Below are 22696 nucleotides of genomic sequence, written 5' to 3' on the forward strand. Positions count from 1 at the left end.
CCTCGAACGGAGCCTGAATGAATCTCGCGACGACCATCGTCCTCGCCGCAGCGGAGACCGAGCACCATGGTGGCAATGTCATGGCGACGACGTACGGCTACGGCATCCTGGCCTTCGCGCTGTTCATGCTCCTCGGCCTCGTGAGCCTCTCGTACCGCAACGTGGCGAATCGCCACGCCCACAAGGCGGAGGCCTACGCTGCGAAGAACCCCGTGCAGCAGACGGGCCACGGCCACCACTGAGGCCGTGTCCATGGTAACCACGCGCGCACCGCGCATCGGTGTGATGGGCGGCACGTTCGACCCGATCCACCACGGCCACCTCGTGGCAGCGAGCGAGGTCGCGCAGTCGTTCGATCTCGACGAGGTCGTGTTCGTGCCGACCGGTCAGCCATGGCAGAAGTCCGGCGTCTCCTCGTCGGAGCACCGTTACCTGATGACCGTCATCGCGACGGCATCCAACCCGATGTTCACGGTCAGCCGAGTGGACGTCGACCGTACCGGGGCGACCTACACCATCGACACGTTGCGAGATCTCAAAGCGCAGCGGCCGGACGCTCAGCTGTTCTTCATCACCGGCGCGGACGCGATCGCCCAGATTCTCGGGTGGCGCGATGTCGCCGAGCTGTGGGACCTCGCTCACTTCGTCGCGGTCTCGCGCCCGGGGCACACGCTGAGCGTGGACGGGTTGCCGTCCGAGGACGTCAGCGTCCTCGAGATCCCGGCGCTGTCCATCTCCTCCACCGACTGCCGCGCCCGCGTGAGCCGTGGACACCCCGTCTGGTACCTCGTGCCTGACGGCGTCGTCCAATACATTGCGAAGCACCACCTGTATCGGAGCAAGGCATGAGCACACCAGACCAGCCGAGCACCCCACCGCTGACCCGGCGGCAGTTGCGTGAACTGCGCAACACGGCATCCACGCCCATCATCACCCCGGAAGAGGCGCAGGCGGATGCCGAGGCATCCCACTCTGCCGTCGACGATGCGCCTGTCGCCGAGGCCGACCACACCGACGTCATCGAGACCGAGCGAGCGCCGATCTTGCCGGCCGCTGACGCTGACCTCGACCACGATGCGCACCCGGTCACCCGTCGCCAGGCCAGGCACCTCGCGAAGCTGCGGACGGGGACCGTGGACGTCATCGAAGCGGAGTTCGTCACGGGCGAGCAGCCGACGGTGGATGCCGCGGAGTCCGAGTCCGCCGGGGAAGAAGGCGCGCAGACAGAGTCCTCCGACGAGCTCGAAGAAGTCGTCGTGCCGGTCGACGACGACGAGCCTGTCGAGGCTGACGAGCCCGTTGAGCCGGACGAGCCCGTCGAGTCCGAAGAGCCCGCCGAGTCTGAAGAGCCCGCGGAGGTCGACGAGCCCGCCCAGACCGACCAGGCCGATGAACGCGTCGAGGACGAGCGCGGCGGTCAGCCCGGTGCGGGGGAGGAGCCGTCCGCCGCCCACAACGTCGAACGCACGGCTGAGGGAGAACCGGCGCGCGTCGTCGCTCCCGGCCTCGGCGCTCAGCTGCTCGCGGACGGCGCCGCGCCGGTGGACCTCCCCCCCTCCTTCGATCACCTCTTGACGCGAGGGGGCAGTGGTTCCTCGTCCGCTCCGAACGCCCTCATCCTGTCGCAGAGCCCCGAGACCGGCTCGCTGTCCGTGCCGATCCTCGGCACGGGTGAGCTCATCATCACCGGTAGCTACGCGCTCCCCGAGAGTTACGGGTCGACCGGGAGCGCTCCGGGAAGCTCCGACGGCAAGGACGTCGACGCCACGCTGATGGACGGCGAGCTCCCGCTCGCATCCTCACCTACCCCGATCGCGGCATCGTCAGCGATCAGTACGATTAAGAGTGCGGATGACATCATCCGCCCTCCGGCTCCCGAAAAAGGCAGCCGCCTCATCATGACCCTCGCGATCTGCGCCGGTGCCCTCGGGTTGGCCCTCGCGACGGTGCTCATTCTCACCCTTGTGAACGGATCTTTCTGATGGTCGCTGCAGAGCACACGCACGAACTCGTCCAGGTGGCCGCCGCCGCCGCCGACAGCAAAGGTGGCACGGATCTCGTCGCTTTCGACGTTTCCGGTCCGCTTCCGCTGATCGATGCCTTCCTTCTCGTCACCGGTAACAGCGAGCGAAACGTCGCCGCGATCGCCGACGAGATCGAGGACAAGATGCTCGAGGCCGGCCAGAAGCGCCTCCGCCGCGAGGGCCGCGCCGAGTCGCGCTGGGTCCTCATCGACTTCGGTGACGTCGTCGTCCACGTCTTCCACGAGGAGGAGCGGGTGTTCTACGGCCTGGAGCGCCTTTGGAAGGATTGCCCGATCATCCCCGTGACGATCGCGGAGCCCACTCCGCAGGAGTGACATCCCGCAGTCATGTTCAGAGCACTCCTCCGGCTGTAGTAAGCTGGATGAGTTGCCGCGAGCGGTGACCAAGGGCCTGTGGCGCAGCTGGTAGCGCACCTGCATGGCATGCAGGGGGTCAGGGGTTCGAGTCCCCTCAGGTCCACCAAACACCCCGGTTCGCCGGGGTTTTTGTGTTTCCGACGTCGGCGTTCTCGATGCCGTACGCTCGGCGCATGCACACCGACAGGCCTCGACGAGGGGCCTTCTCATGATGACGTCACCGGGGCGCCCGGCATCCTGGCGTCTCGTCCCGATGACACCGCGCGATCCCCACGAGCCGGGGAGGGTTGCCTCGTCGTTGGAGCTGTTCTTCGACCTCGTCTTCGTCGTCGCGGTGAGCATCTCTGCCGTCGAACTGCATTATGCGCTCACCGACGGCTATATCGTGTCCGGAGTCCTCAGCTACGCTGCCGTCTTCTTCAGCATCTGGTGGGCGTGGATGAACTTCACCTGGTTCGCCACCGCGTTCGACACGGATGACTGGCTGTATCGGGTGCTCACCATCGTCCAGATGAGCGGAGTGCTGGTTCTCGCAGCCGGGGTTCACTCCGCCTTCACCGAGTCCGACTTCCGCATCGTCACCGCAGGCTACGTGCTCATGCGGCTTGCGATGGTCGCGCAGTGGCTGCGCGCGTCTCGCGGCGCGGGCCCCGCTCGGCCGGCGACGCTCGTCTACGCCGTCGGTATCGCCTTCGTGCAGGTTCTCTGGGTTGCGGCCCTTCTGCTTCCCGGCGAGGTCTTTCGCATCGTCATCGTCGCGCTGTTCCTGGCGGAACTTGCGGTACCGGTCATCGCCGAAAGCCGCGGTGCGACGCCGCGGAACGCGCACCACATCACCGAACGTTACGGTCTGTTCACCCTGATCCTCCTCGGCGAGAGCCTTCTCGCCTCGGCGAACGCGATCATTCACGCAGTGCAGGATGCCGAAGCGCTGGCGCCTCTCGTCGGCATCGCCGTCTTGACCCTCGCCGTCACGGCGGCTCTCTGGTGGATCTACTTCTGGCCGCCGCATCACCTTGCGATCGACCGTGTGCGCAGTCCGCTGATCTACGGCTACGGGCACTTCTTCATCTTCGCCGCTGCCGGAGCGTTCTCGGCGGGGATAGAGGTCGAGATCGACGTGCTGACGGGGAACAGTGCGCTGAGCTCGCCTGCGGCATCTTTCACCTACACCGTGCCGGTCGCTGTCTTCATCGGCGTCGTCTGGTTGCTGGCGATCCGACCCCACGCGACCCGCGTCGTGAACACCGTCGTCGCCGCCGGGGCGTTGCTCGTCCTCGTCGACCCGGTCATCCCGGTGCCCGTCGCGTTGACGGCGGTCGTCCTCACAGCGGTCGTTGCAGTGCTGGTCGCCTACGGACAGACAGACCGCGAGCAGGAATCACTCGTCGACGTCTGATGCGTCAGCGACGAGCCCTCGTCCGCCCTGTCGAGCGCACCGTTCGGACACCACGTCCTCAGAGATCGTCGAGGTCGCGCGTCCGGTCGCTGGCGTGGGCCACGATGTCGCGCGCGACGTCGGCGAGGCGCTGTTGACTGCTGCGTGCTTGAGCTCGCAGGCGTTGGAAGGCCTCATCCATGTCGATGTTGTGCTGATGCGCCAGGACGCCCTTGGCCTGTTCGATGACGACCCGACTGTCGAGCGCCTGCTGCAACTGAGTGCGCGCGAGATCCGCCTCTCGGAACGCCTGTTCGTGGAGGATCCCGATCGTCGCGATGTCGGCCAAGCCACGTGCCGCTCGGGCGTCCTCGGCGCTCAGGCTCTCGGATCCGTCGCCGAAGAGGTTCAGCGAGCCGATCACTTCATCGCGCAGACGCAGCGGAACCGCGTGCATCCAGTTGTAGCCCAGAGCCCCTGCCCGCTCCGCGAAGTCCGGCCATCGTTCGCGGATGGACGCGATGTCGTTGACCGTCACCGGCTCACCGGAACGGTACGCATCGACGCACGGACCTTCATCCGCACTGAGTTGGAGGAGACTGACGAGCTGGCTCCGCTCCGTCGTCGAGGCGACGACTTCCAGCGGTTGCCCGTCGATCCGCAGAAGGATGCCGGCATCCGCTGCCGCGAAGATGACCGAGCAGCGCGACACCAGGCGATACAGCAGATCGACGACGTCGTATCCGCCCACCATGGTGTCCGCGATCTCCACGAACGTGTCGATGAGTTGCTTCTCCCGCATTTCCCTGCTCATGTCTGCAACCTCTTCCGAACCAACCTGATCACACCGTGAAGTCGATCTCGCGACTGACGATCAACTCCGCTATCTGGATGACCGACTGCCCGGAGGCGAACGCGTGCGCACGGATGACCACGAGAGCGTCATCCGGATTCACTCGCAGCTGGGCGCAGACCATCCCCGTCGCCTGGTGCACGACCCTTCGTGACGATCCACCGGACCCCACGGAGGCATCGTCGCCCGCCAGGATCCGCTCGAAGATGCGGATCGCGGCGGCATCCGCCATTGCGGACGCGAGAGCGACATCGCGCTGTTTCAACGCACCGAGGTCATCGGCGTAGAGATCGACGACTCCGACCTCGACCGCACCGACCGTCATCGGAAAGGCGTAGAGCGACCGGACACCGTGATTCGCGGCGACAGCGCGGAGCATGGGCCAGTCCATCGCCGCCGCCTCGTGCAGGTCGTGGAGAAGCACCGGCGCACGGGACGACCGCGCGATCCAACACGGCCCGACCCCGGAATCCAGCTGGATCTCCTCGAGCGCCGCCGCTGCGACGTCACTCGCGCAGATCGTCTCGACGTCGAACGGTGTACCCAAGGTGGACACGCCGACGTGGTGGATCGGAAGCATTGCGAGGAAGACCGCGCAGATGGGATCACCATCTGCCGAATCGGAACCGGTCACGCGCCCTCCAGACCTGGCTGTACACAGCGGCCTAGGTCCAGGGACGCTCATCTCAGTATAGGGAGTGTGCATGTCCGTGCATCGTTCTTCCTTGTGCGCCCTCGGCGATGGCCCTACAGTGACACCACGTTGCCCCGGACCTCGGCTCGTCTTCGATGACATGCGAGAGCAGGAGGACGTCATGACAACGCACTCGAGGCACCAGGGGGACGACCTGGTGTGGAGCATCACGGAGCCGGACATGCACGTCTGCGTCACCGGCGCGCGGACCGTGGGTTTCGTGGTTCGCGTCGAGGGCGGCTTCATCGCATTTGATGACGACTCGAACCCGCTCGGTCGATACCAGCGACTGCGAACCGCGAAGCAGTCCGTCGAGACGATTCCCGCGCGGCGATCCATTCTGTGACCGTGCCCACGGGCCGCCGCCGACTAGCCGTGGCTGCCCACGGTCCGGACATCGGAGTGCTCGCGCTTCGCACATCACCCGTCCGTGGCCTCGTCATCCACCTCGAGGTTGCCACCTGCGGGCGCCTGAAAACGCTCATCGGGCGTCATCGCATCGACGTCGTCGGGTGTGCCTTCCGGTGCCGGGGGGAGGCCCTCCTGCTCTCCGCCGACGAGGCGGTCGAGATCGGGCGAGTTCGAAGTGCTGTCAGCGCTCACGGTGATCCTTTCGACGTGGTCGACTCTCATCCGCGACGCGACCGGCGTCGAGGGCCTTGACGACAGGCCGCGTCAGCGGATGAGCGCGAGCAAGCGGGCACGGATCGGCTGCGACCTCTCGGTGAATCCGCGCTGTGCGGCGACGTACTCCGCTTTCCCCGCCGGCGTTTCGACCGCTACCGGCGCGTACCCCCAGTCCCTCAAGTCGTAGGGAGAGGCGCGCATGTCGAGTTCTCGGATGTCCCGCGCGAGCTCGAATGCGTCCAGGAGGACCTCGCCCGGGACGAGGGGGCCGAGCTTGACGGCCCACTTGTAGAGGTCCATACCAGCGTGGAGACATCCGGGCTGCTCGGTCTGCGCCTGGGTGTCGCGCGTCGGTGCGAACCGATTTCGCGGAACGGCATCCGGAGTGAAGAAGCGGAACGCGTCGATGTGCGTGCAGCGCAGATCGTGCGCCTCGACGACGGCATCCGTTCCGCTCGCACCGAGCCGCAAAGGCACGGGATGCCGCGTCTCACGGTCTTGGTAGACCATCGCCCATTCGTGCATGCCGAAGCATCCGTAGGAACCCGCGCGGCCCAGAGTGCTCGCGAGGATCCCGCTGATCGCTCGGACGAGGGGCGCCTTCTCGGCGAGGAACGCCTCTGCGTCCGCGGTGACGGCGTCGCCGTCGGTCCGGTACCAGCGCCATCCGGACTGGGGCGCATCCGCGGCGTCGTCGAGTACGACGTCCCGGCCGGGGTGCCAACGGCGGAGGACGGCCGGTTTGTACGAGTAGTACGTGTAGAGGAAGTCGTCGACGGGATGGGTCTCACCGCGCGCGGCACGGTGTCGCCGCGCTGCGGTGAGGGCATCTGCTCGCTCGCCGTGTTCCCGCATCCGCTCGGACCATTCGGACCGCGCCAGGACGACACGCGTGAGGGTGGTCATGAGGGACTCGTCAGACGGGCTGGATGAGGTCGGGGGAGTCGTTTCGGACGTTTCCGACGGCGCTCGACACGACGTGATCAGTCAGCCCCGCGACCACGTCTGGAGCCGCATCGACGGCGGCATCGAGAAGGTCACCGACGTTGTCGACTTCCGTGTCGAGCCAGGCGTCAGCGAAGTCGGCATCGAGGAACAGCGGCATCCGGTCGTGGATGGACCCCAGGGGGTCCAACGCGTCGCGGGTGATGATCGTGAACGACAGCACCCACTTCGTCGGGTCGTCTTCGGCCTTCGCGGGATCCTTCCACCATTCATACAGGCCGGCGAACAGGAGTGGCGAACCGTCGGCGGGATGGATGAAGTACGGCGTCTTGCCCTCGTCGGTCGTCTGCCACTCGTAGTAGCCCGTGGCAGGGACGATCGCCCGGCGTTTGATGAGGGCCTGCCGGAACATCGGCTTCTCCTCGAGTTCTTCGGACCGCGCATTGAAGGCGCGCGCGCCGACCTTGACGTCCTTCGCCCACGAGGGGACGAGCCCCCACCGCGCGGGCTCCAGCCGTCGCGTCGGCGGGTCGGTCTTGGCGGAGTCGAGCACGATGCCGACGCGGGAGGTCGGCGCGATGTTGTACGACGGGGCAGGGAGATCGTCGCTCTCGACGTCGACGCGCAGGACGCCGACGAGCTCGGAGGAGACGTTGGCAACGACGAAGCGACCACACATGCGGGTCAGCCTAGGAGGAAGTGGGGACATCGCGAACGATGTCGACGTCGGTGAGACGCTCCAGCAGGTCGGCGCCGTCGTCGCCCGTCACCCACGGAACTCCGGCGGCGCTGTGATCGTCGACGGCCGTCCGCCCACCCGCGAGCACGGCTTCCGCGGGGGTCAGCCGCCGGATCGCGACCGCAGCAACCTGATCGGGATGCTGGATCGTGAACTCCGTGTAGATCTCGTCGTCGTGCTGGCCGTCGTCGCCGATCAGCAGCCAGTCGATGTCGGGGAACTCCTCGGCCAGGCGGCGGAGGTTCTCCTGCTTGTGAGCCTTGCCGCTGCGGAACCATCGATCGTGCGTCGGCCCCCAATCGGTGAGCAGCATCGCCCCGAGGGGGAACAGGTGCCGTCGCTGGAATCTGACCAGCGTCGGGGCGACGTTCCACGCCCCGGTGGACAGGTAGAGGATCGGCGCGCCGGGGTTGTCTCGCGCGAGCCGCTCCAGAAGGACCGCCATGCCAGGAACGGGCTGTCGGGCGTGCTCGTTCAAGACGAAGGAGTTCCACGCGGCGACGAAGGGGCGGGGGAGCGCCGTGACCATCACGGTGTCGTCCACGTCGGAGATGACGCCGAACCGGACGTCATCGCCGACGACGAAGATGCGAGCGTCCACGGCCTCCGAGTCCTCGACGCTCATGGTCACCGTCTGCCAGCCGGGTGCCATCGTGGCGGGCAGGACGGCGTCGATCACGCCCCCTCGATCCGCGGCGACCTCGTGGGCCACGCCGTCGATGGTCACCGTGACCGTCGCGTGAGCGATCGGCACCGCCGCGAAACTCCGCCACCCGCGGACGCCGGCGTAGTCGCCCCGCTCGCGCCGCTTGGCCTTCGGGGGGATCAACACTCGACCGAGCACGCGCACCCACTGCGTGCTGCCGTACCCCGGGAAAGCGGCGACAGTCGGGCGGCGGCCGCTCGCACGGGCGCGCTTCTCACGCCAGGCATGGAACCGATACTCGAGGCGGGCGAGCCAGAGCACCTTCGTGTCGCGCGAGGAGGGAGAAGGCATCGGCTCAGTCTTTCACGTCGTCTGCATGCGCTCCGGCGGCCTCGTCGAGGGCGAGGTGGCGCGCTTCCCGCGCGCTGATCACGCGCTTGGCGATGTAGACGAGCAGGAGGAACGCCGCGATCACCCCGACGAACAGGTAACCAGCCGAATGCAGGCTGTCGGAGAGGTCGCGGTACCCCTCGGCGGCGGCGGCCGCCACCGACACGTAGGCCACCGACCAGACGGCGCACGCGGGCACTGTCCACGTGAGGAACCGGCGGTAGGCGAACCCGCTCATTCCCACTGTCAGAGGCACGAGGGAGTGGAGCACGGGGAGGAACCGCGAGAGGAAGATCGCAGGTCCGCCGCGGCGACGGAGGTACAGCTCGGCGCGCACCCAGTTGCGTTCGCCGACCAGTCTGCCGACTCGGGAGAAGCGGATGCGGGGACCCAGCCAGCGCCCCAATGCGAACCCGATGCTCTCGCCCAGGAGCGACCCCACCAACACGGCGAGGACGAGCCACGCACCTTCGCCGAGTGAGTCGACCGCGGTTCCCGCGACGATCACGATCGTGTCACCGGGAACGACGAGCCCCACGAGCACACTCGTCTCGAGCATCATCGCCAGGCCGGCGAAGAGGGTTCGCACGACCGGGTCGACCGCTTGGACGGTGTCGAGCAGCCAGTCGAGGATCTCGTTCACGACCTCAGATTATCCGCCGTCTACCCTGAGGGGGTGCCCCGTCACCTCGACTCCCGTGTTCTTGACGGCTGGGTGGATCCGGCGGTCGCGTTCACGGCCCTGTTCGGTGAGGTCGCGCATGCGTTCTGGCTCGACGCCGGCCCCGCCGCGTCGGACGGATGGAGCTGGGTGGGTAGCGGCATCCCGTCACCTGCTCCCCGCCACGTCGTGGCCGGCGGTGCGACCGATGCCGCGGCCGGACCATTCCGCGGCGGGTGGGTCGGGTGGTCGGGCTATGACGCGGCAGCCCGTCGCGCGGGTGCTCCGGCGACGGAGGATGCCGGGCCCGGCGAGGTCTGGCTGAGGATCGACCGGATGATCGGGTTCGACCACGCGGCCGGACGGATGGTCGCGTACGGCGACCGGGATGTCCTCGAATCGTTCGCCGTCGCGATCGAGACCGCTCGGCGGGCGGAGCGGATGCCGGAGCCCGGTGCACCCGCAGCAGTCGAGGTTCGTGCGCGTCATGACCCCGCGGCGTACGCGGCTCTCATCGAGGAGTGCCGGGACGAGATCCGCGAGGGGCGCGCGTACCAGCTGTGTCTCACCACGCGGTTCGAGACAGCGGCATCCGTCGACCCGATCGAGACTTATCTGCGTCTGCGTGTCGCGACACCGGCGCATCACGGCGGGATCATCCGCAGCGGCGGGTGGGCGCTCGTCAGCGCGTCGCCGGAGCAGTTCCTCACAGTGAGCGGCGGGATCGTCCGCACCCGCCCGATCAAGGGCACCCGGCCGCGGTCTCCTGACACGGTGGATGATGCGGCGCTGGCCGCCGAGCTGCGGGCGAGTGAGAAGGAGCAGGCCGAGAACGTCATGATCGTCGACCTCATGCGCAACGATCTGCAGCGCGTGTGCGAGCCGGGGTCCGTTGCTGCGGAACGGCTGCTGGAGGTCGAGTCGTACCCCGCTGTGCATCAGCTCGTGAGCACGGTCGCCGGGCGACTCCGCGCCCGGACGACCGTGGGCGATCTGTGGGATGCCTCGTTTCCCGCCGGGAGCATGACGGGGGCGCCCAAGCTCTCGGCCATGCAGATCCTGCACCGACTGGAAGGAGCGCCGCGCGGAGTCTTCGCCGGATGCTTCGGGTGGATCGGCGTCGACGGCGGGCTCGACCTCGCCATGGTGATCCGCTCGATCGTCGTGCATCCGGGTGGTGCGTACGTCGGGGCCGGCGGGGGGATCACGTGGGGGTCGGTTGCGGCGGATGAGGTCGCCGAAGTCGGCATCAAGGCGCGAGCGCCCCTCCGCGCGCTGGGGGCGGACCTGCCCCCGGGCTGGTGAAAGCCCCGGTCCGCTAGGCTGAAATGGCGCTTTCGCGCGCCCTCCCGACTTTGCACGATTGGTTCACCGTGTCCTCCAGCACCTCCTCCGACGCATCGGCTCCCGAGCAGGCGAGCTTCGATTCCCGCGCCATCCAGAACAAGTGGCAGGCGCGATGGGCGGAGTCGGACCCGTTCAAGGCCGGTGGCAGCGACGACACCCGGCCGCGCAAGTACGTCCTCGGGATGTTCCCGTACCCGTCCGGCGACCTGCACATGGGTCACGCGGAGAACTACGCCTACGTCGACGCCGTCGCGCGGTTCTGGCGTCACCGCGGGTACAACGTGCTGAACCCCATCGGTTGGGACTCGTTCGGTCTCCCCGCCGAGAACGCCGCCATCAAGGGCGGCGCCGGTTCGGACCCGCGCGAGTGGACCTACAACAACATCGACCAGCACAAGGTCAGCTTCCGTGCCTTCGGGTCGTCCTACGACTGGAGCCGCGTGCTCCACACGAGCGACCCCGAGTACTACCGCTGGAACCAGTGGCTGTTCCAGCGGCTGTTCGAGCGTGGACTCGCGTATCGCAAGCAGAGCGCCGTGAACTGGTGCCCCAACGATCAGACCGTCCTCGCCAACGAGCAGGTCGTCGACGGTCACTGCGAGCGGTGCGGGTTCGAGGTCGTCAAGAAGAAGCTGACGCAGTGGTACTTCAAGATCACGGAGTACGCCGACCGGCTGCTCGACGACCTGAACCAGCTCGAAGGGTTCTGGCCGCACAAGGTGCTGCAGATGCAGCGCAACTGGATCGGCCGCTCCATCGGCGCCGACATCGACTTCGAGATCGAGGGCCGCGACGACAAGATCAGTGTCTTCTCGACTCGGCCCGACACGCTGCACGGCGCGACGTTCATGGTCGTCGCGCCGGACTCCGACCTCGCCGCCGAACTGGCCGAGGGCGCCTCGCCCGAGGTCCAGCAGCGCTTCCGCGCTTACCTCGACACGGTGCAGAAAACGAGCGAGATCGAGCGCCAGACCGCTGATCGCCCCAAGACCGGTGTCTTCCTCGACCGCTTCGCGATCAACCCGATCAACGGCGAGCGTCTGCCGATCTGGGCGGCGGACTACGTCCTCGCCGACTACGGGCACGGTGCCGTCATGGCCGTCCCCGCGCACGACCAGCGCGACCTCGACTTCGCCCGCGCGTTCGACCTGCCCGTGAAGGTCGTCGTCGACACGACGGCTCCGGTCACCGGCGCGATCCCGGTCATCGAGGTCGACGAGGACGGTGTGCCGATCGGCGACGACCTCGAGTCGATCGATCCCGCCCGCACCGGCACCGCGCTGACGGGCGATGGGCGCCTCATCAACTCCGGGTCGCTGAACGGGCTGTCCAAGCGCAACGCGATCGCCCGCGCGATCGAAGAGCTCACCTCGGCGGGAACCGGCCGCGCCGCGAAGACCTACCGCCTCCGCGATTGGCTGATCTCGCGTCAGCGGTTCTGGGGCACCCCGATCCCGATGATCCACACCGAGGACGGCCGTATCGTCCCGGTCCCCGACGAGCAGCTGCCCGTCATCCTGCCCGACGCCAAGGGTCTCGACCTGAAGCCCAAGGGCACCTCGCCGCTGGGCGGCGCTACGGAGTGGATGTCGACGGTCGACCCCGAGACGGGGGAGCCGGCGCTCCGCGACGCCGACACCATGGACACCTTCGTGGACAGCTCCTGGTACTTCCTGCGCTTCTTGGCCCCGAACGGCGCGACGGAGCCGTTCCCGACGGCCGAGGCATCCAAGTGGGCGCCGGTCGACTCGTACATCGGCGGTGTCGAGCACGCGATCCTCCACCTGCTCTACGCCCGTTTCATCACGAAGGTCCTGTTCGACATGGGCCTCGTCGACTTCACCGAGCCGTTCACGAGCCTGATCAACCAGGGCATGGTTCTGCTCGACGGGTCGAAGATGTCGAAGTCGAAGGGCAACCTGGTCGAGTTCGCGTCGAGCATGGACGAGCCCGGCGCGGATGCCGTCCGTGTCGCGATCGCGTTCGCCGGACCGGTCGAGGACGACATCAACTGGGAGGACGTCTCGACGACGGGTGCCCAGAAGTTCCTCTCCCGCGCACTGCGCGTCGCCACGGATGTCGCGAGCCCCAAGGATGTCGTCTGGGCCGAAGGCGACACCGCGCTCCGCCGCGTGACCCACCGTCTGTGGGCGGATGTCGTGGGCCTGGTCGAGCAGTCGAAGTTCAACGTCGTCGTCGCGCGCCTGATGGAGCTCGTGAACGCGACGCGTAAGGCGATCGACTCTGGTGCGGGCGCTGCAGACCCCGCCGTCCGCGAAGCCGCCGAGGCCGTCGCGATGATCCTCGACCTCTTCGCCCCCCACACGGCGGAGGAGATGTGGGAGATCCTCGGGTACGAGCCGTTCGTCGGCGTCGTGCCATGGCGTCAGGCCGACCCGACGCTGCTCGTCGAGGAGTCGGTGACCGCGGTCGTCCAGATCAACGGCAAGGTGCGCGGCACGCTCACCGTTCCGGCGAAGATCTCGGGCGAGGAGCTTGAGAAGCTCGCGCTCGCGGACGACAAGGTGCGCCGCGCGATCGGTGACAAGGAGATCACGCGCGCTGTTGTGCGTGCCCCGAAGGTCGTCAGCTTCACCGTCGCCTGAGCGACGGCGGGCGACGCCTAGGTCGTGTTGATCAAGAGGTTCGGGGACTTCTTGGCGGATGTTGAACGGTGGCGCGTCGCGAGGTGCTGCGAGGATGGGTGAATGATCCTGCCCGAACCGATCGACCTCGAAACGTGGACGCGCCGCGAGACGTTCGAGTACTACCGCGAGCGGGTGCCGTGCACCTACGCCATCACCGTCGAGATCGACGTGACTCAGCTCCTCGCTGCGCTGCGACGCACAGGGCGCAAGACATACCTCGCGCAGATCTGGGCGATCGCGAACGTTGTGAATCGTCGCCGTGAGTTCCGGATGGCGCTCACCGAGGATGGCGCGCCCGCCACGTGGCCCGTAGTGCATCCAGCGTTCACCGTGTTCAACGCGGAGCGCGAAACGTTCGCCGTGGTTTGGTCGCAGTACGACATGGACTTCGTCACTTTCCACGAGCGCACTGCCGAGGTGGTCGCGGATGCTGCATCCGCGACCACAATGTTCCCGCGGGGCGAGCTACCGCCCGACGTATTCGACGTCTCGAGCGTGCCGTGGACGCACTTCACCGGGTTCTCGCTCCAGATCGACGGTGGCACCCGGCATCTGCTGCCCATTTTTACGATCGGCCGGCACGTCGAACGCGGCGGGCGCACGTTCATGCCGCTGGCCGTCCAGGTGCACCACGCCTCGGCCGACGGGTTCCACACGGCGCGGCTCGTCAACGACATCCGGGAACTGATGGCGATACCGGAATGGGTGGAGCGCTCAGCCCTTAGGCCGTACCGATCAAGTCAGTCTTGATCCAGATCAACGTGGCGGCGAGGGTGATCGCGGCGCGGTAACTGCGTGCGGTCTTGTCTGAGCGCAGCGCGATGCCGCGCCACTGCTTGAGCCGATTGAAGCAGCGCTCGACGACGTTCCGGCCGCGGTAGCGGGTGTTTTGCTGGTCGCCGAAGTCGATCGGCCGGCCCGGCTTCTTGCGACGGTGCGCGATCTGATCGTCCCGCTCAGGAATCGTCGCGGCGATCCCGCGATCGCGGAGCCATGCGCGATTCGCCTTCGACGGGTATCCCTTGTCGGCGAGCACCCGATCGGGACGGGTGCGGGGTCTGCCCTTCCCGGCGCGGGGCACGCAGATGTCCTTGAGTACCGCGGTCATCATCGTCGTGTCGTTGACATTCCCGCCGGTAACCATCATCCCCAGCGGTCTGCCGCGGCCGTCACAGACCAGGTGCAGCTTGGTCGTCAGCCCGCCACGGGAGCGGCCGATGCCGTGATCAGGCGGCTCGAACCACGGATTCTTGTGATTCGACAGAGCCCCCTGTGTCCCGCTTTAGGGTCGCACCGTGCTGATGCACGCGCGCGATGGTCGAGTCGATCGAGACAACCCAGTCGATCTTCCCGGCAGCGTCGGCCTGCTTCTGCACCTCGGCAAGCAGCTTCGTCCAGGTGCCATCCTCAGCCCACCGATTGAACCGCTTGTAGATCGAGTTCCACTTCCCGAATCGCTCTGGCACGTCCCGCCACGGCGCCCCGGTGCGGTACTTCCACGCCATCCCCTCGAGAGCGAGTCGATGATCTGTCCACGGCCGCGACCGCCCTGTCACCGTCGGCATCAACGCTTCCATAACCGACCACACCTCGTCAGAGATCTCCTGCCGCGTCACCGTTCAAGACTCACCCAACCAGTGGCGGAACCACTTGATCAACACGGCCTAGGCGGCGATCGCGGCGGATGCGGCGGGCAGCGTGAGGATCAGCTCGGCGCCCTCGGCGGGGGCCCCGGCGACGAGAGATCCCCCGAGGGCGGTCGCGACCTTGCGGCTGAAGGCGAGCCCGATGCCGGTTCCGGGCACGGCGCTGTGCCGCGCCTCGGGGGAGCGGTAGAAGCGGTCGAAGATCCGCTCGCGTTCGGCGGGGTCGATCCGTGATCCGGTATTCCTCACGGCGATCTCGACCGTGCCGTCCACCTGCTGCGCGACGATGTCGATGCGGTCGCCCGAGCTCGAGAACTTGACGGCGTTGGAGACCAGATTGGACAAGATCGCGGCCAGGCCCTCGCGGTCCGCTGTCACGCGGATGCCGGGCGGGATGCGAACGTCCACGATCCTGTCGTGGACGTTCGGGATGCTGGTGGGATCGACCGCGTCCGCCACCATCTCCCGCAGGTCGATCTCCTGCGGCTCCAACTCCGTGGTGGAACGGAGCCCGTCGAGGAACGAGGACGTGAGTTTGATGACTCGCTCCGCGTTGCGGGAGATGACAGCCAGGCGTGTGAGGGACTGGACGGGGAGGGGATCCGTCGACAGCAGGTCGGTGTATCCGATGATCGCGTTCAGAGGGGTTCTGAGCTCGTGGGAGAGCGTGGCGAGCGCGTCCTCGCGTTCTCGTCCGGCGTGCACCTGTTCGGTGATGTCGTGGGAGACGAGCATCACGCCGATGTTCGTGCCATCGGATGCGATGAGCGGCTTGCCGGTCGTGATGAGAGCGGTCTGATCCCCGGGTGGGCCGATCCAGCAGAACTCGCTGTCGATGTCGTCGCCGCGCTTCGCTCGGAAGATCGGCTGGTCGGGGCCGGGAATGGGGGTGACTCGGTCTTCTCCGTAGATGTGCTCCGCGACTCCCGTCGTGGGATCGAGCTGGGCCCGCTGGGCGAACTCGCGGGATCGGGTGTTCGTCGCGATCGCCCGCCCCTCGTGGTCGAAGACAACGAGCGCGATGTCGGCGTCGTCCGCGTAGCTTCGCAGGACCGCGCCGAGGCGTTCCAGATCTCGCTGACTTTCGGCCCACTGGGATTGGCGGGTGGCGAGCAATTCCCGGATGTGGCGGTTGTTCTCGACCAGGATCCGCGCAGTGATGATGACCACGGGCAGGACGATCGCGAACAGCAGTGTGCTCAGCCAGTCCGACGCCGACACCGTCTCGGCTGCGTTGATCAGCGGGATGAAGGTTGCGGCGTACGCGCCGATGAGGGCGACGAACGTTCCGGTCCGCTTGCCCACGGCGGAGAGCCACACGGCGGGGAACGCCGCGAGAGCGGAGATGGCGTGCACGTGATAGTCCGTGGCCGCTGCGACCAGGACCGCACCGAGCAGGTCGATGGCGGGGACCACGGCCTGGTGTCGCCATTGCCTCTGCTCCCACGGCACGAGGAGAGCGACGATCGTCGCGATCCCGACGAGGGCGTATCCCAACACCGCGACGGACAGAATCCGCGCCGGAACCTCGAGCACGAGGGATGCGACACCGACGAGAAGGAAGGTCGCAAGGATCGGCGATTGCGATTGGGCGAACCACGCAAGTCGAGCGCGCGTGGGTGCGGAAACGTACCCTCTCATCGAGCCTCCCTCGTGCACCTCGAGGGTAGAAACGATAGTGCCGGTGGCTGGTCTCAACGACCGCTTCTGCGGATGCCCTCTTGGGTGTATGCGCCGGGGGCGCTCGCCCCGAGCAGCTGCTGCGGGCGCTGTCGGTCGACGTCGTTCTGGTCTCCTCCACTGGAGTGGCTGAGCGAGCTTCGTCCACGGCCTCCGTTGCCGGGGCGTCGTCGGCGAGGCTGATCGCGAAGATCGTCGACATGGGTGCGCAGACGGTGTCGGGATCGCGACGCCGGTTGGGTATCGGGGCCGCGATCACGCTCGTGGTCATCGTCGCTGCGGTCACCATCGCGATCGGTATCGTGCGCACCGGAGCAGACTCCGCGGTCGAGACGGTTCCCGACACCGCCGCCGAGAGCATCGCGCCGGCATCGGTGTACGTGCACGTGTCCGGCGAGGTGAAGACGCCCGGGTTGTACCGCCTGGATGACGGCGCCCGGGTCGTCGACGCGGTCGCTGCAGCGGGCGGCTTCTCGGACGAGGCAGCGCGTGACGGCGTCAACCTCGCGCGCCCGGTCAGCGACGGTGAACAGCTCCTGATCCCCGTCGAAGGAGCCGAGCAAACGGATGCCGGCGCCCCGGCCGCGCCCGAGGGAGACGGGCGCGTGAACCTCAACACCGCGGACCTGGCTGCGCTGGACACGCTCCCGCGGGTGGGTCCGGCGATCGCGCAACGCATCCTGGACTGGCGCGAGGAGAACGGCCGGTTCACGAGCGTCGACGACCTGATGGCGGTGCCGGGCATCGGGGAGAAGATGCTCGCGTCGATCCGCGACCTGGTGACGGTGTGAGTGGTCGGACCGCGCGTCGTCGCGATCTGCGACTGCTGCCGGTCGCTCTGACGGCCTGGGCGGGCGCGGGGTTGGCGATCGTGTTCCCCGAGCACGCGGTCACGATCGCGGTCGCGCTGTGGGTGGGGGCGGTGGCGGTACTCGCGGTGGCTGTGCGTCGCGCGAGGCCGACGACATTCGCCCTCGTCGCGGTGGCGATCGCGGTCGCGGGGGCCGCGGCATCCCACGTCGCGTTCGCGCAGCCCGCGAGAGCCGCGGTCGCCGATCTGAAGATCACGGGCGGCCGCAGCGTCACGTTCGAGGTGGATGTCGTGGGCAAGGTCGAGCGGTCGGCGACAGGCTTCCGGTTCGATGCGATCACCCGTTCGGCAACGATCGGTCGCGACGTACGCCCCGTGTCGGCTCCGGTCCTCGTCCGGGTGCAGGAACGACCGGAGGGGCTCGACCTCGGCGCGCGCGTTGTGGTCACCGGGACGGCGTTCCACGCAGATGCCGCCGATCGCGAGGTGCTGGTGATCGAGGCATCCACGATTCGGCTCGCGAGGCCGCCGACGGGCGCGCTGGCCGTCGCGGCGGAGCTGCGGACCGGCCTCGTCGCGGCGGTCGACGGGTTACCCGACCCCGGCGCCGGCCTCGTTCCCGGCCTCGCCGTCGGCGACACGTCCGCTGTCAGCGCCGACCTCGACGCGCAGATGAAGGCGTCGTCTCTGTCTCATCTCACTGCCGTATCGGGGGCGAACTGCGCGCTCGTCGTCGGAATCGCGTTCGGGGTCGCCGCGCTCTGCGGGGCGCGGCGCTGCATCCGTGTCACTGCGGGACTCGTGACGCTGGTCGCGTTCATCGTCCTCGTCTCACCCGAGCCGAGCGTCGTCCGAGCCGGCGCGATGGCCGCGATCGCGATGCTCGGCGTGCTGCTGGGGCGGATCGGCGCGGGCATGTCGATTCTCTCGGCATCCGTGTGCCTCCTGCTCATCCTCGACCCGTGGCTCGCGGCATCCCTGGGGTTCGCGCTGTCGGCGGTGGCGACGGGGTCGCTGCTGCTGTTCGCCGGCCCGCTCGCCGATGGGATGTCGAGGTGGATGCCGGCGCCCGCCGCGCTCGCGCTGTCCGTTCCGCTCGCCGCCCAGCTGGCCTGCGGACCGCTCCTCATCCTCATCGAGCCGACCGTTCCGCTCGTCGGGGTGCTCGCGAACCTTCTCGCCGGCCCGGCGGCACCGGCCGCGACCGTGCTCGGCCTGCTCGCCTGCCTAGCGCTGCCGATCCCGGTGCTGGCGCAGGGGCTGGCCGCGATCGCCTGGCTGCCCGCGGCGTGGATCGCGGGAACGGCAGACCTCGCGGCGCAGCTTCCCGGCGCATCCATCGCGTGGCTCGAAGGGATGCCGGGGCTCATCGCCCTGACCGCGACCGGGGCCGCGATCGGGGTCGTCGTCGCGGCACGGCGGCATCGGCTGCGGCGAGGGGCGGCATGGCTCCTCGCGGGGATCGTCGTGGTGGTCGCAGCCGCGGGACCCGTTCGGACACTGTTCGATCGCACTCGCGTCCCACACGAGTGGACTATCGCCGCGTGCGAAGTGGGCCAAGGCGATGCGGTCCTCATCCGCTCCGGCGACGCCGTCATGCTGATCGACACGGGGCCCGAACCCGACCCGCTGTCCGCTTGCCTGGATCGCTTCGCGATCGACCGCGTCGACATCCTCGTCTTCACCCACTTCGACATGGATCACCGCGGCGGCGCCGACGCGATGATGGGGCGGGCCGACCTGGTGCTGCACGGCCCCATTCCGGACCCCGACGCGGCCCACATGCTCGCGCGCTTCACGGCGGGCGGCGCCCAGACGCAGGAGGTGTCCGCGGGTCAGAGCGGCGCGCTGGGGGAGTGCCGGTGGCGCGCACTCTGGCCGAAGCCCCGCGATCCGGTCTACCCCGCCGGCAACGACGCGAGCGTCGTCATCGACGTGACGGGATGCCGCGTCCCCGACGCCATCTTCCTCGGCGACCTGTCGGCCCAGCCGCAGCGTTCTCTCCTCGCGAGCGGCGCGATCGATCGCAGCTATGCGGTCGTGAAGGTCGCGCACCACGGCAGCGCCGATCAGGATCAGGGCCTCTATCGCGATCTCGATGCCCGCGTCGCCCTCGTGACGGTGGGCAAGAACACCTACGGTCACCCGAGGGATGAGATCCTCGACCTGCTCCAGGAGGAGCACGCGACCATCGCCCGCACCGATCGTTCCGGCGACATCGCGGTGTGGCGCGACGGCGCCGGACTTCAGGTGTGGCGGTCGCGCGAGGACGGCGGACCCTCGTCGTAGGCTGACCGGATGTCGGTTTCCCGCACATCGAGCACCACCCTGATCGGCGCGGTTCGGCTCGTCGTCGCGGTCGTCGTGACAGGGGTCCTCGGCTGGACATATGCCTCATCGATCGCCCGGGGGAGCACCAACCCGTTCGACTTCTTCGGCTACTTCACGAACCAGACGAGCCTGTGGAGCGCTCTGATCTTCGGAGTCACCGGCATCCTTCTGCTGTCGAAGCGTCAGGTGCCGACGTGGCTCGCTGCAATCCGCGGCGTCGCGACGGCGTGCCTCATCGTGGTGGCGGTCGTCTACAACGTCTTCGTGCCCGGTACCGGTTCGGCGCCGCCCTGGGTGAGCACTGTGCTCCACATCGCGTTGCCGGCGTACGCGGTGCTCGACTGGGCCCTCGTCGGCGATCGGCTGCGACTGCCCTGGCGGAGTCTGTGGCTCGTTCTCCCGTACCCGCTGATCTGGATCGCCGTCGTCCTCCTCCGCGGCCAGACCGATGGCTGGGTGCCCTACGGCTTCCTCCTCCCGAGCAGAGGCGCAGGAGTTCTCCTCCTCACCAGCCTCGGGCTCCTCGCGATGCTCCTCGTCGCCGCGACAGCGGTCTGGGGCCTCAGCCGACGGCGCGGTGGAGTCCCCGTCGACACCGAGACCGTCCGCCGCCCTCGGTAGGCTGGTTCCCATGCCGAGTCCCCGTCGTCCCGCCGCGAAGACGACCAAATCGGCGATCCCGCAGATATCCTGGCGCGCACCGCAGCCCGCGCCCGTCGTCCTGATCTCTGGGCCGGAGGAGATCTGCGCCGAGCGGGCCACCGCCGGCATCCGCGAGTACCTGCGCGCAGAGGATCCCAGCCTCGAAGTCACCGACGTCCGCGCCGACGATTACGCGCCCGGCACCCTCTTCGCGGTGTCGTCGCCCTCGCTGTTCGGCGAGCCGCGGCTGGTCCGTGTCTCGGGCGTCGAGAAGTGCTCCGACGCGTTCCTCGCCGAAGCGATCCGCTACCTCGAGGCTCCGCAGGAGGGCGCCACGATCGTCCTCCGCCACACCGGTGCGAGCGTGCGGGGCAAGAAGCTCCTCGACGCGATCCGCTCCGGGACTGGCGGCGGGATCGAGATCGCCTGCCCCGCGGTCAAGCGCGACTCGGATCGGTTCGACTTCGCGGCGGGGGAGTTCCAGGCCGCGAAGCGTCGGATTGCGCCGCCCGCCCTCCGCGCCCTCGTCTCCGCATTCGCGGACGACCTCACCGAGCTCGCGGCAGCGTGCCAGCAGCTCATCTCGGATGTCGAGGGAGACATCACCGAGCAGACGGTCACCCGGTACTACGGCGGTCGTGTCGAAGCGACCGCATTCGCCGTCGCCGACACCGCGATCGCCGGCCGCTACGGTGACGCGTTGGTCACTCTCCGTCATGCCCTCGCTTCGGGAGCCGATCCCGTACCGATGGTCGCCGCGATCGCCTCGAAGCTTCGGACGATGGCTCGTGTCGCCGGAACCCGTGAACCGTCGTCGGCCTTGGCCGCGCGCATCGGGATGAAGGACTGGCAGGTCGATCGCGCCCGACGTGACCTCGCCGGCTGGACCGAGTCATCCCTCGGCATCGCCATCCAGGCCGCTGCGCGAGCGGATGCCGAGGTCAAAGGCGCGTCACGCGACGCCGTCTTCGCGGTCGAGCGGCTCGTCACCGTCGTCGCGACCCGCGCTCCGTACGGCGCATGACGACAACCACCCTCGGAAACGACGAAGGCCCATCCCTTGCGGGACGGGCCTTCGTCGTAGCTCAGCAGTCGCGACTCAGAGAGCGGCGACCTGCTTGGCGATCGAGGACTTGCGGTTAGCCGCCTGGTTCTCGTGGATGACGCCCTTGCTGACGGCCTTGTCGAGCTTCTTGGTCGCCTTCACCAGAGCCTTCTCGGCAGCGGCCTTGTCGCCGGCCGAGATGGCCGCGCGGGTCTGACGGACGACGGTCCGCAGCTCGCTCTTGACGGCCTTGTTCCGCTCGCGGGCCTTTTCGTTGGTCTTGTTGCGCTTGATCTGCGACTTGATGTTCGCCACGTTCGACGTATCTTTCGTTCGAGGTACAGGTGGATGTGCCGGCGACAGAAGAGGGCTGTCACACAGCGGTCGTGTGAGGGAGGAACCCACACGCAAGCCAAAAACTGATCTTATCAGGTCGCGGGCTCAACCCGAAGCCGGCCGCTCTCGCTCCATCGTGGCGAGTGCGAGGTCAATCACGGCGTTGAACACGCGGGGTCGCATCGCCGTCACGAGATGTGACGTCCGCGGCACGACGATCAGTTCCGCCTCGGGCTTCAGCCTGGTGAACAGACGCTCGTTCGAGCGCAGCTGATCCCACTGTCCGTTCACGAACCACATCGGCACGGAGATCCGGGTCAACGCCGCGATGAGGTCGAGGACGGAGAGGCTGCGGAGCGCGACGTCCTGCATGTCGTAGGCGTAGCCGCCAGCCCCGAAATCCGCGCGCGTCTCGGGCGGCAGCGTGCGGTCGAGGACCATGTCGGTGAGGGCTTGCCCCCGCCCCGGGAGTCGGTCGAAGCCGCGCGCGAGCGTGCGATAGATCGCGAGCCCCGCGCCGCGCGGGATCGAGGTGCAGCTCGCCGCGATGAAGGCATCCACAGGCGGCCGATCCTCGCGTCCCGCGTATTCGATCGAAATGAGCCCGCCCATCGAGTGCGCGACGAGCAGCACGGGGCCTCGCGTCGCGGCATCCCTCACCGCGGTGTCGATCGTCTCGAAGGCGCCGTCCAGGGTGAAGGTCTCGCTCATTCGGGTGCCGTGCCCGGGCAGGTCCACCGCGTTCGCGCCGATGCCCGCTGCGCTCAGGTGCTCGACCTGGGCTCGCCACATCGAGGCAGAGGTCCGGATGCCATGGACGAAGACCACCTGAGCCGTCATCACTCCAGCCTACGAATTCCGAGGCTGAGGGAGCAC

24 protein-coding genes and 1 tRNA gene are annotated in these 22696 nt (G+C 68.0%); 14 read left to right on the forward strand and 11 right to left on the reverse strand.

Annotated features, from left to right (window positions below; translation table 11 throughout):
* The first annotated feature begins 17 nt into the window (after positions 1 to 17).
* The 6 genes from ABQ271_RS06305 to ABQ271_RS06330 all read left to right on the forward strand — a co-directional run bounded on the left by ABQ271_RS06305 (position 18) and on the right by ABQ271_RS06330 (position 3800).
* Complete coding sequence (locus tag ABQ271_RS06305; protein WP_349310630.1) at positions 18 to 242, forward strand: hypothetical protein; 225 nt, start codon at positions 18 to 20, stop codon at positions 240 to 242.
* Positions 243 to 252: 10 nt separating this feature from the next.
* Positions 253 to 849: a nicotinate-nucleotide adenylyltransferase gene (gene nadD / locus ABQ271_RS06310; protein WP_349310631.1), complete on the forward strand. Its 597-nt coding sequence runs from the start codon at positions 253 to 255 to the stop codon at positions 847 to 849.
* Positions 846 to 1982 (forward strand): hypothetical protein, encoded by a 1137-nt coding sequence (locus ABQ271_RS06315; protein ID WP_349310632.1) that lies wholly within the window; start codon positions 846 to 848, stop codon positions 1980 to 1982. The genes nadD and ABQ271_RS06315 overlap by 4 nt, the downstream gene beginning before the upstream one ends.
* Positions 1982 to 2359: a ribosome silencing factor gene (rsfS, locus tag ABQ271_RS06320; protein ID WP_349310633.1), complete on the forward strand. Its 378-nt coding sequence runs from the start codon at positions 1982 to 1984 to the stop codon at positions 2357 to 2359. The genes ABQ271_RS06315 and rsfS overlap by 1 nt, the downstream gene beginning before the upstream one ends.
* A 72-nt stretch (positions 2360 to 2431) precedes the next feature.
* A tRNA-Ala gene (locus ABQ271_RS06325) sits at positions 2432 to 2507 on the forward strand.
* A gap of 105 nt (positions 2508 to 2612) precedes the next feature.
* Positions 2613 to 3800 (forward strand): low temperature requirement protein A, encoded by a 1188-nt coding sequence (locus tag ABQ271_RS06330; RefSeq protein WP_349310864.1) that lies wholly within the window; start codon positions 2613 to 2615, stop codon positions 3798 to 3800.
* 58 nt (positions 3801 to 3858) lie between these two features.
* On the opposite strand, the gene ABQ271_RS06335 is transcribed toward ABQ271_RS06330, so the two are convergent.
* Positions 3859 to 4593 carry a GAF and ANTAR domain-containing protein gene (locus tag ABQ271_RS06335; RefSeq protein WP_349310634.1) on the reverse strand — a complete coding sequence of 245 codons (735 nt, stop codon included), beginning with the start codon at positions 4591 to 4593 and terminating at the stop codon, positions 3859 to 3861.
* Between the two features lie 28 nt (positions 4594 to 4621).
* Positions 4622 to 5266, reverse strand: a complete 645-nt coding sequence (locus ABQ271_RS06340; protein ID WP_349310635.1) for a GAF and ANTAR domain-containing protein — start codon at positions 5264 to 5266, stop codon at positions 4622 to 4624.
* 181 nt (positions 5267 to 5447) lie between these two features.
* On the opposite strand from ABQ271_RS06340, the gene ABQ271_RS06345 reads away from it, so the two are divergent.
* A complete protein-coding gene (locus ABQ271_RS06345; protein WP_349310636.1) occupies positions 5448 to 5672 on the forward strand; it encodes a hypothetical protein in 225 nt (74 codons plus the stop codon).
* 74 nt (positions 5673 to 5746) lie between these two features.
* Here the strand turns inward: ABQ271_RS06345 and ABQ271_RS06350 are convergent, their stop codons facing one another.
* The 5 genes from ABQ271_RS06350 to ABQ271_RS06370 form a co-directional block, all read right to left on the reverse strand.
* A complete protein-coding gene (locus tag ABQ271_RS06350) occupies positions 5747 to 5929 on the reverse strand; it encodes a hypothetical protein (protein ID WP_349310637.1) in 183 nt (60 codons plus the stop codon).
* A gap of 72 nt (positions 5930 to 6001) precedes the next feature.
* A complete protein-coding gene (locus ABQ271_RS06355; protein ID WP_349310638.1) occupies positions 6002 to 6859 on the reverse strand; it encodes a 3-methyladenine DNA glycosylase in 858 nt (285 codons plus the stop codon).
* A gap of 10 nt (positions 6860 to 6869) precedes the next feature.
* A complete protein-coding gene (locus ABQ271_RS06360; protein WP_349310639.1) occupies positions 6870 to 7577 on the reverse strand; it encodes an SOS response-associated peptidase in 708 nt (235 codons plus the stop codon).
* 10 nt (positions 7578 to 7587) lie between these two features.
* Positions 7588 to 8634 (reverse strand): phosphatase domain-containing protein, encoded by a 1047-nt coding sequence (locus tag ABQ271_RS06365; RefSeq protein ID WP_349310640.1) that lies wholly within the window; start codon positions 8632 to 8634, stop codon positions 7588 to 7590.
* 4 nt (positions 8635 to 8638) lie between these two features.
* Positions 8639 to 9316, reverse strand: coding sequence for a DedA family protein (locus ABQ271_RS06370; protein ID WP_349310641.1), 678 nt, complete (start codon positions 9314 to 9316; stop codon positions 8639 to 8641).
* A 33-nt stretch (positions 9317 to 9349) separates the two neighbouring features.
* On the opposite strand from ABQ271_RS06370, the gene ABQ271_RS06375 reads away from it, so the two are divergent.
* The 3 genes from ABQ271_RS06375 to ABQ271_RS06385 all read left to right on the forward strand — a co-directional run bounded on the left by ABQ271_RS06375 (position 9350) and on the right by ABQ271_RS06385 (position 14079).
* Positions 9350 to 10639, forward strand: coding sequence for an anthranilate synthase component I family protein (locus tag ABQ271_RS06375; RefSeq protein ID WP_349310642.1), 1290 nt, complete (start codon positions 9350 to 9352; stop codon positions 10637 to 10639).
* A gap of 23 nt (positions 10640 to 10662) precedes the next feature.
* Complete coding sequence (gene leuS / locus ABQ271_RS06380; RefSeq protein WP_349310643.1) at positions 10663 to 13287, forward strand: leucine--tRNA ligase; 2625 nt, start codon at positions 10663 to 10665, stop codon at positions 13285 to 13287.
* Between the two features lie 102 nt (positions 13288 to 13389).
* Entirely contained in the window at positions 13390 to 14079 is a 690-nt protein-coding gene (locus ABQ271_RS06385) for a CatA-like O-acetyltransferase (protein WP_060915526.1), read from the forward strand.
* Here ABQ271_RS06385 and ABQ271_RS06390 read toward each other — a convergent pair.
* Both ABQ271_RS06390 and ABQ271_RS06395 read right to left on the reverse strand, forming a co-directional pair.
* Positions 14051 to 14945, reverse strand: a protein-coding gene (locus ABQ271_RS06390) for an IS5 family transposase (RefSeq protein ID WP_349310644.1) whose coding sequence is annotated in 2 segments (ribosomal slippage) — positions 14051 to 14599 and positions 14601 to 14945 — 894 coding nt in all. Because the reading frame shifts where the segments join, the coding sequence is not laid out codon by codon here. The two genes, ABQ271_RS06385 and ABQ271_RS06390, sit on opposite strands and share 29 nt — an antisense overlap.
* Before the next feature lie 48 nt (positions 14946 to 14993).
* Positions 14994 to 16616 (reverse strand): PAS domain-containing sensor histidine kinase, encoded by a 1623-nt coding sequence (locus tag ABQ271_RS06395; protein WP_349310645.1) that lies wholly within the window; start codon positions 16614 to 16616, stop codon positions 14994 to 14996.
* Positions 16617 to 16855: 239 nt separating this feature from the next.
* Here ABQ271_RS06395 and ABQ271_RS06400 point away from each other — a divergent pair, with 239 nt between their 5' ends.
* The 4 genes from ABQ271_RS06400 to holA are packed head-to-tail and all read left to right on the forward strand — an operon-like array spanning position 16856 to position 21463.
* On the forward strand, positions 16856 to 17446 hold the full coding sequence (locus ABQ271_RS06400) for a helix-hairpin-helix domain-containing protein (RefSeq protein WP_349310865.1): 591 nt from the start codon (positions 16856 to 16858) through the stop codon (positions 17444 to 17446).
* Complete coding sequence (locus tag ABQ271_RS06405; RefSeq protein ID WP_349310646.1) at positions 17443 to 19755, forward strand: ComEC/Rec2 family competence protein; 2313 nt, start codon at positions 17443 to 17445, stop codon at positions 19753 to 19755. Before ABQ271_RS06400 ends, ABQ271_RS06405 begins: the two co-directional genes overlap by 4 nt.
* A 9-nt stretch (positions 19756 to 19764) precedes the next feature.
* Complete coding sequence (locus ABQ271_RS06410) at positions 19765 to 20418, forward strand: Pr6Pr family membrane protein (RefSeq protein ID WP_349310647.1); 654 nt, start codon at positions 19765 to 19767, stop codon at positions 20416 to 20418.
* A 10-nt stretch (positions 20419 to 20428) separates the two neighbouring features.
* Positions 20429 to 21463, forward strand: coding sequence for a DNA polymerase III subunit delta (holA, locus tag ABQ271_RS06415; protein WP_349310648.1), 1035 nt, complete (start codon positions 20429 to 20431; stop codon positions 21461 to 21463).
* Between the two features lie 75 nt (positions 21464 to 21538).
* On the opposite strand, the gene rpsT is transcribed toward holA, so the two are convergent.
* Positions 21539 to 21799: a 30S ribosomal protein S20 gene (gene rpsT / locus ABQ271_RS06420; protein WP_065570668.1), complete on the reverse strand. Its 261-nt coding sequence runs from the start codon at positions 21797 to 21799 to the stop codon at positions 21539 to 21541.
* Positions 21800 to 21925: 126 nt separating this feature from the next.
* Positions 21926 to 22660, reverse strand: a complete 735-nt coding sequence (locus ABQ271_RS06425; protein WP_349310649.1) for an alpha/beta hydrolase — start codon at positions 22658 to 22660, stop codon at positions 21926 to 21928.
* Between the last annotated feature and the right edge of the window lie 36 nt (positions 22661 to 22696).

Source organism: Microbacterium sp. MM2322, from assembly GCF_964186585.1.
Lineage (GTDB): Bacteria > Actinomycetota > Actinomycetes > Actinomycetales > Microbacteriaceae > Microbacterium.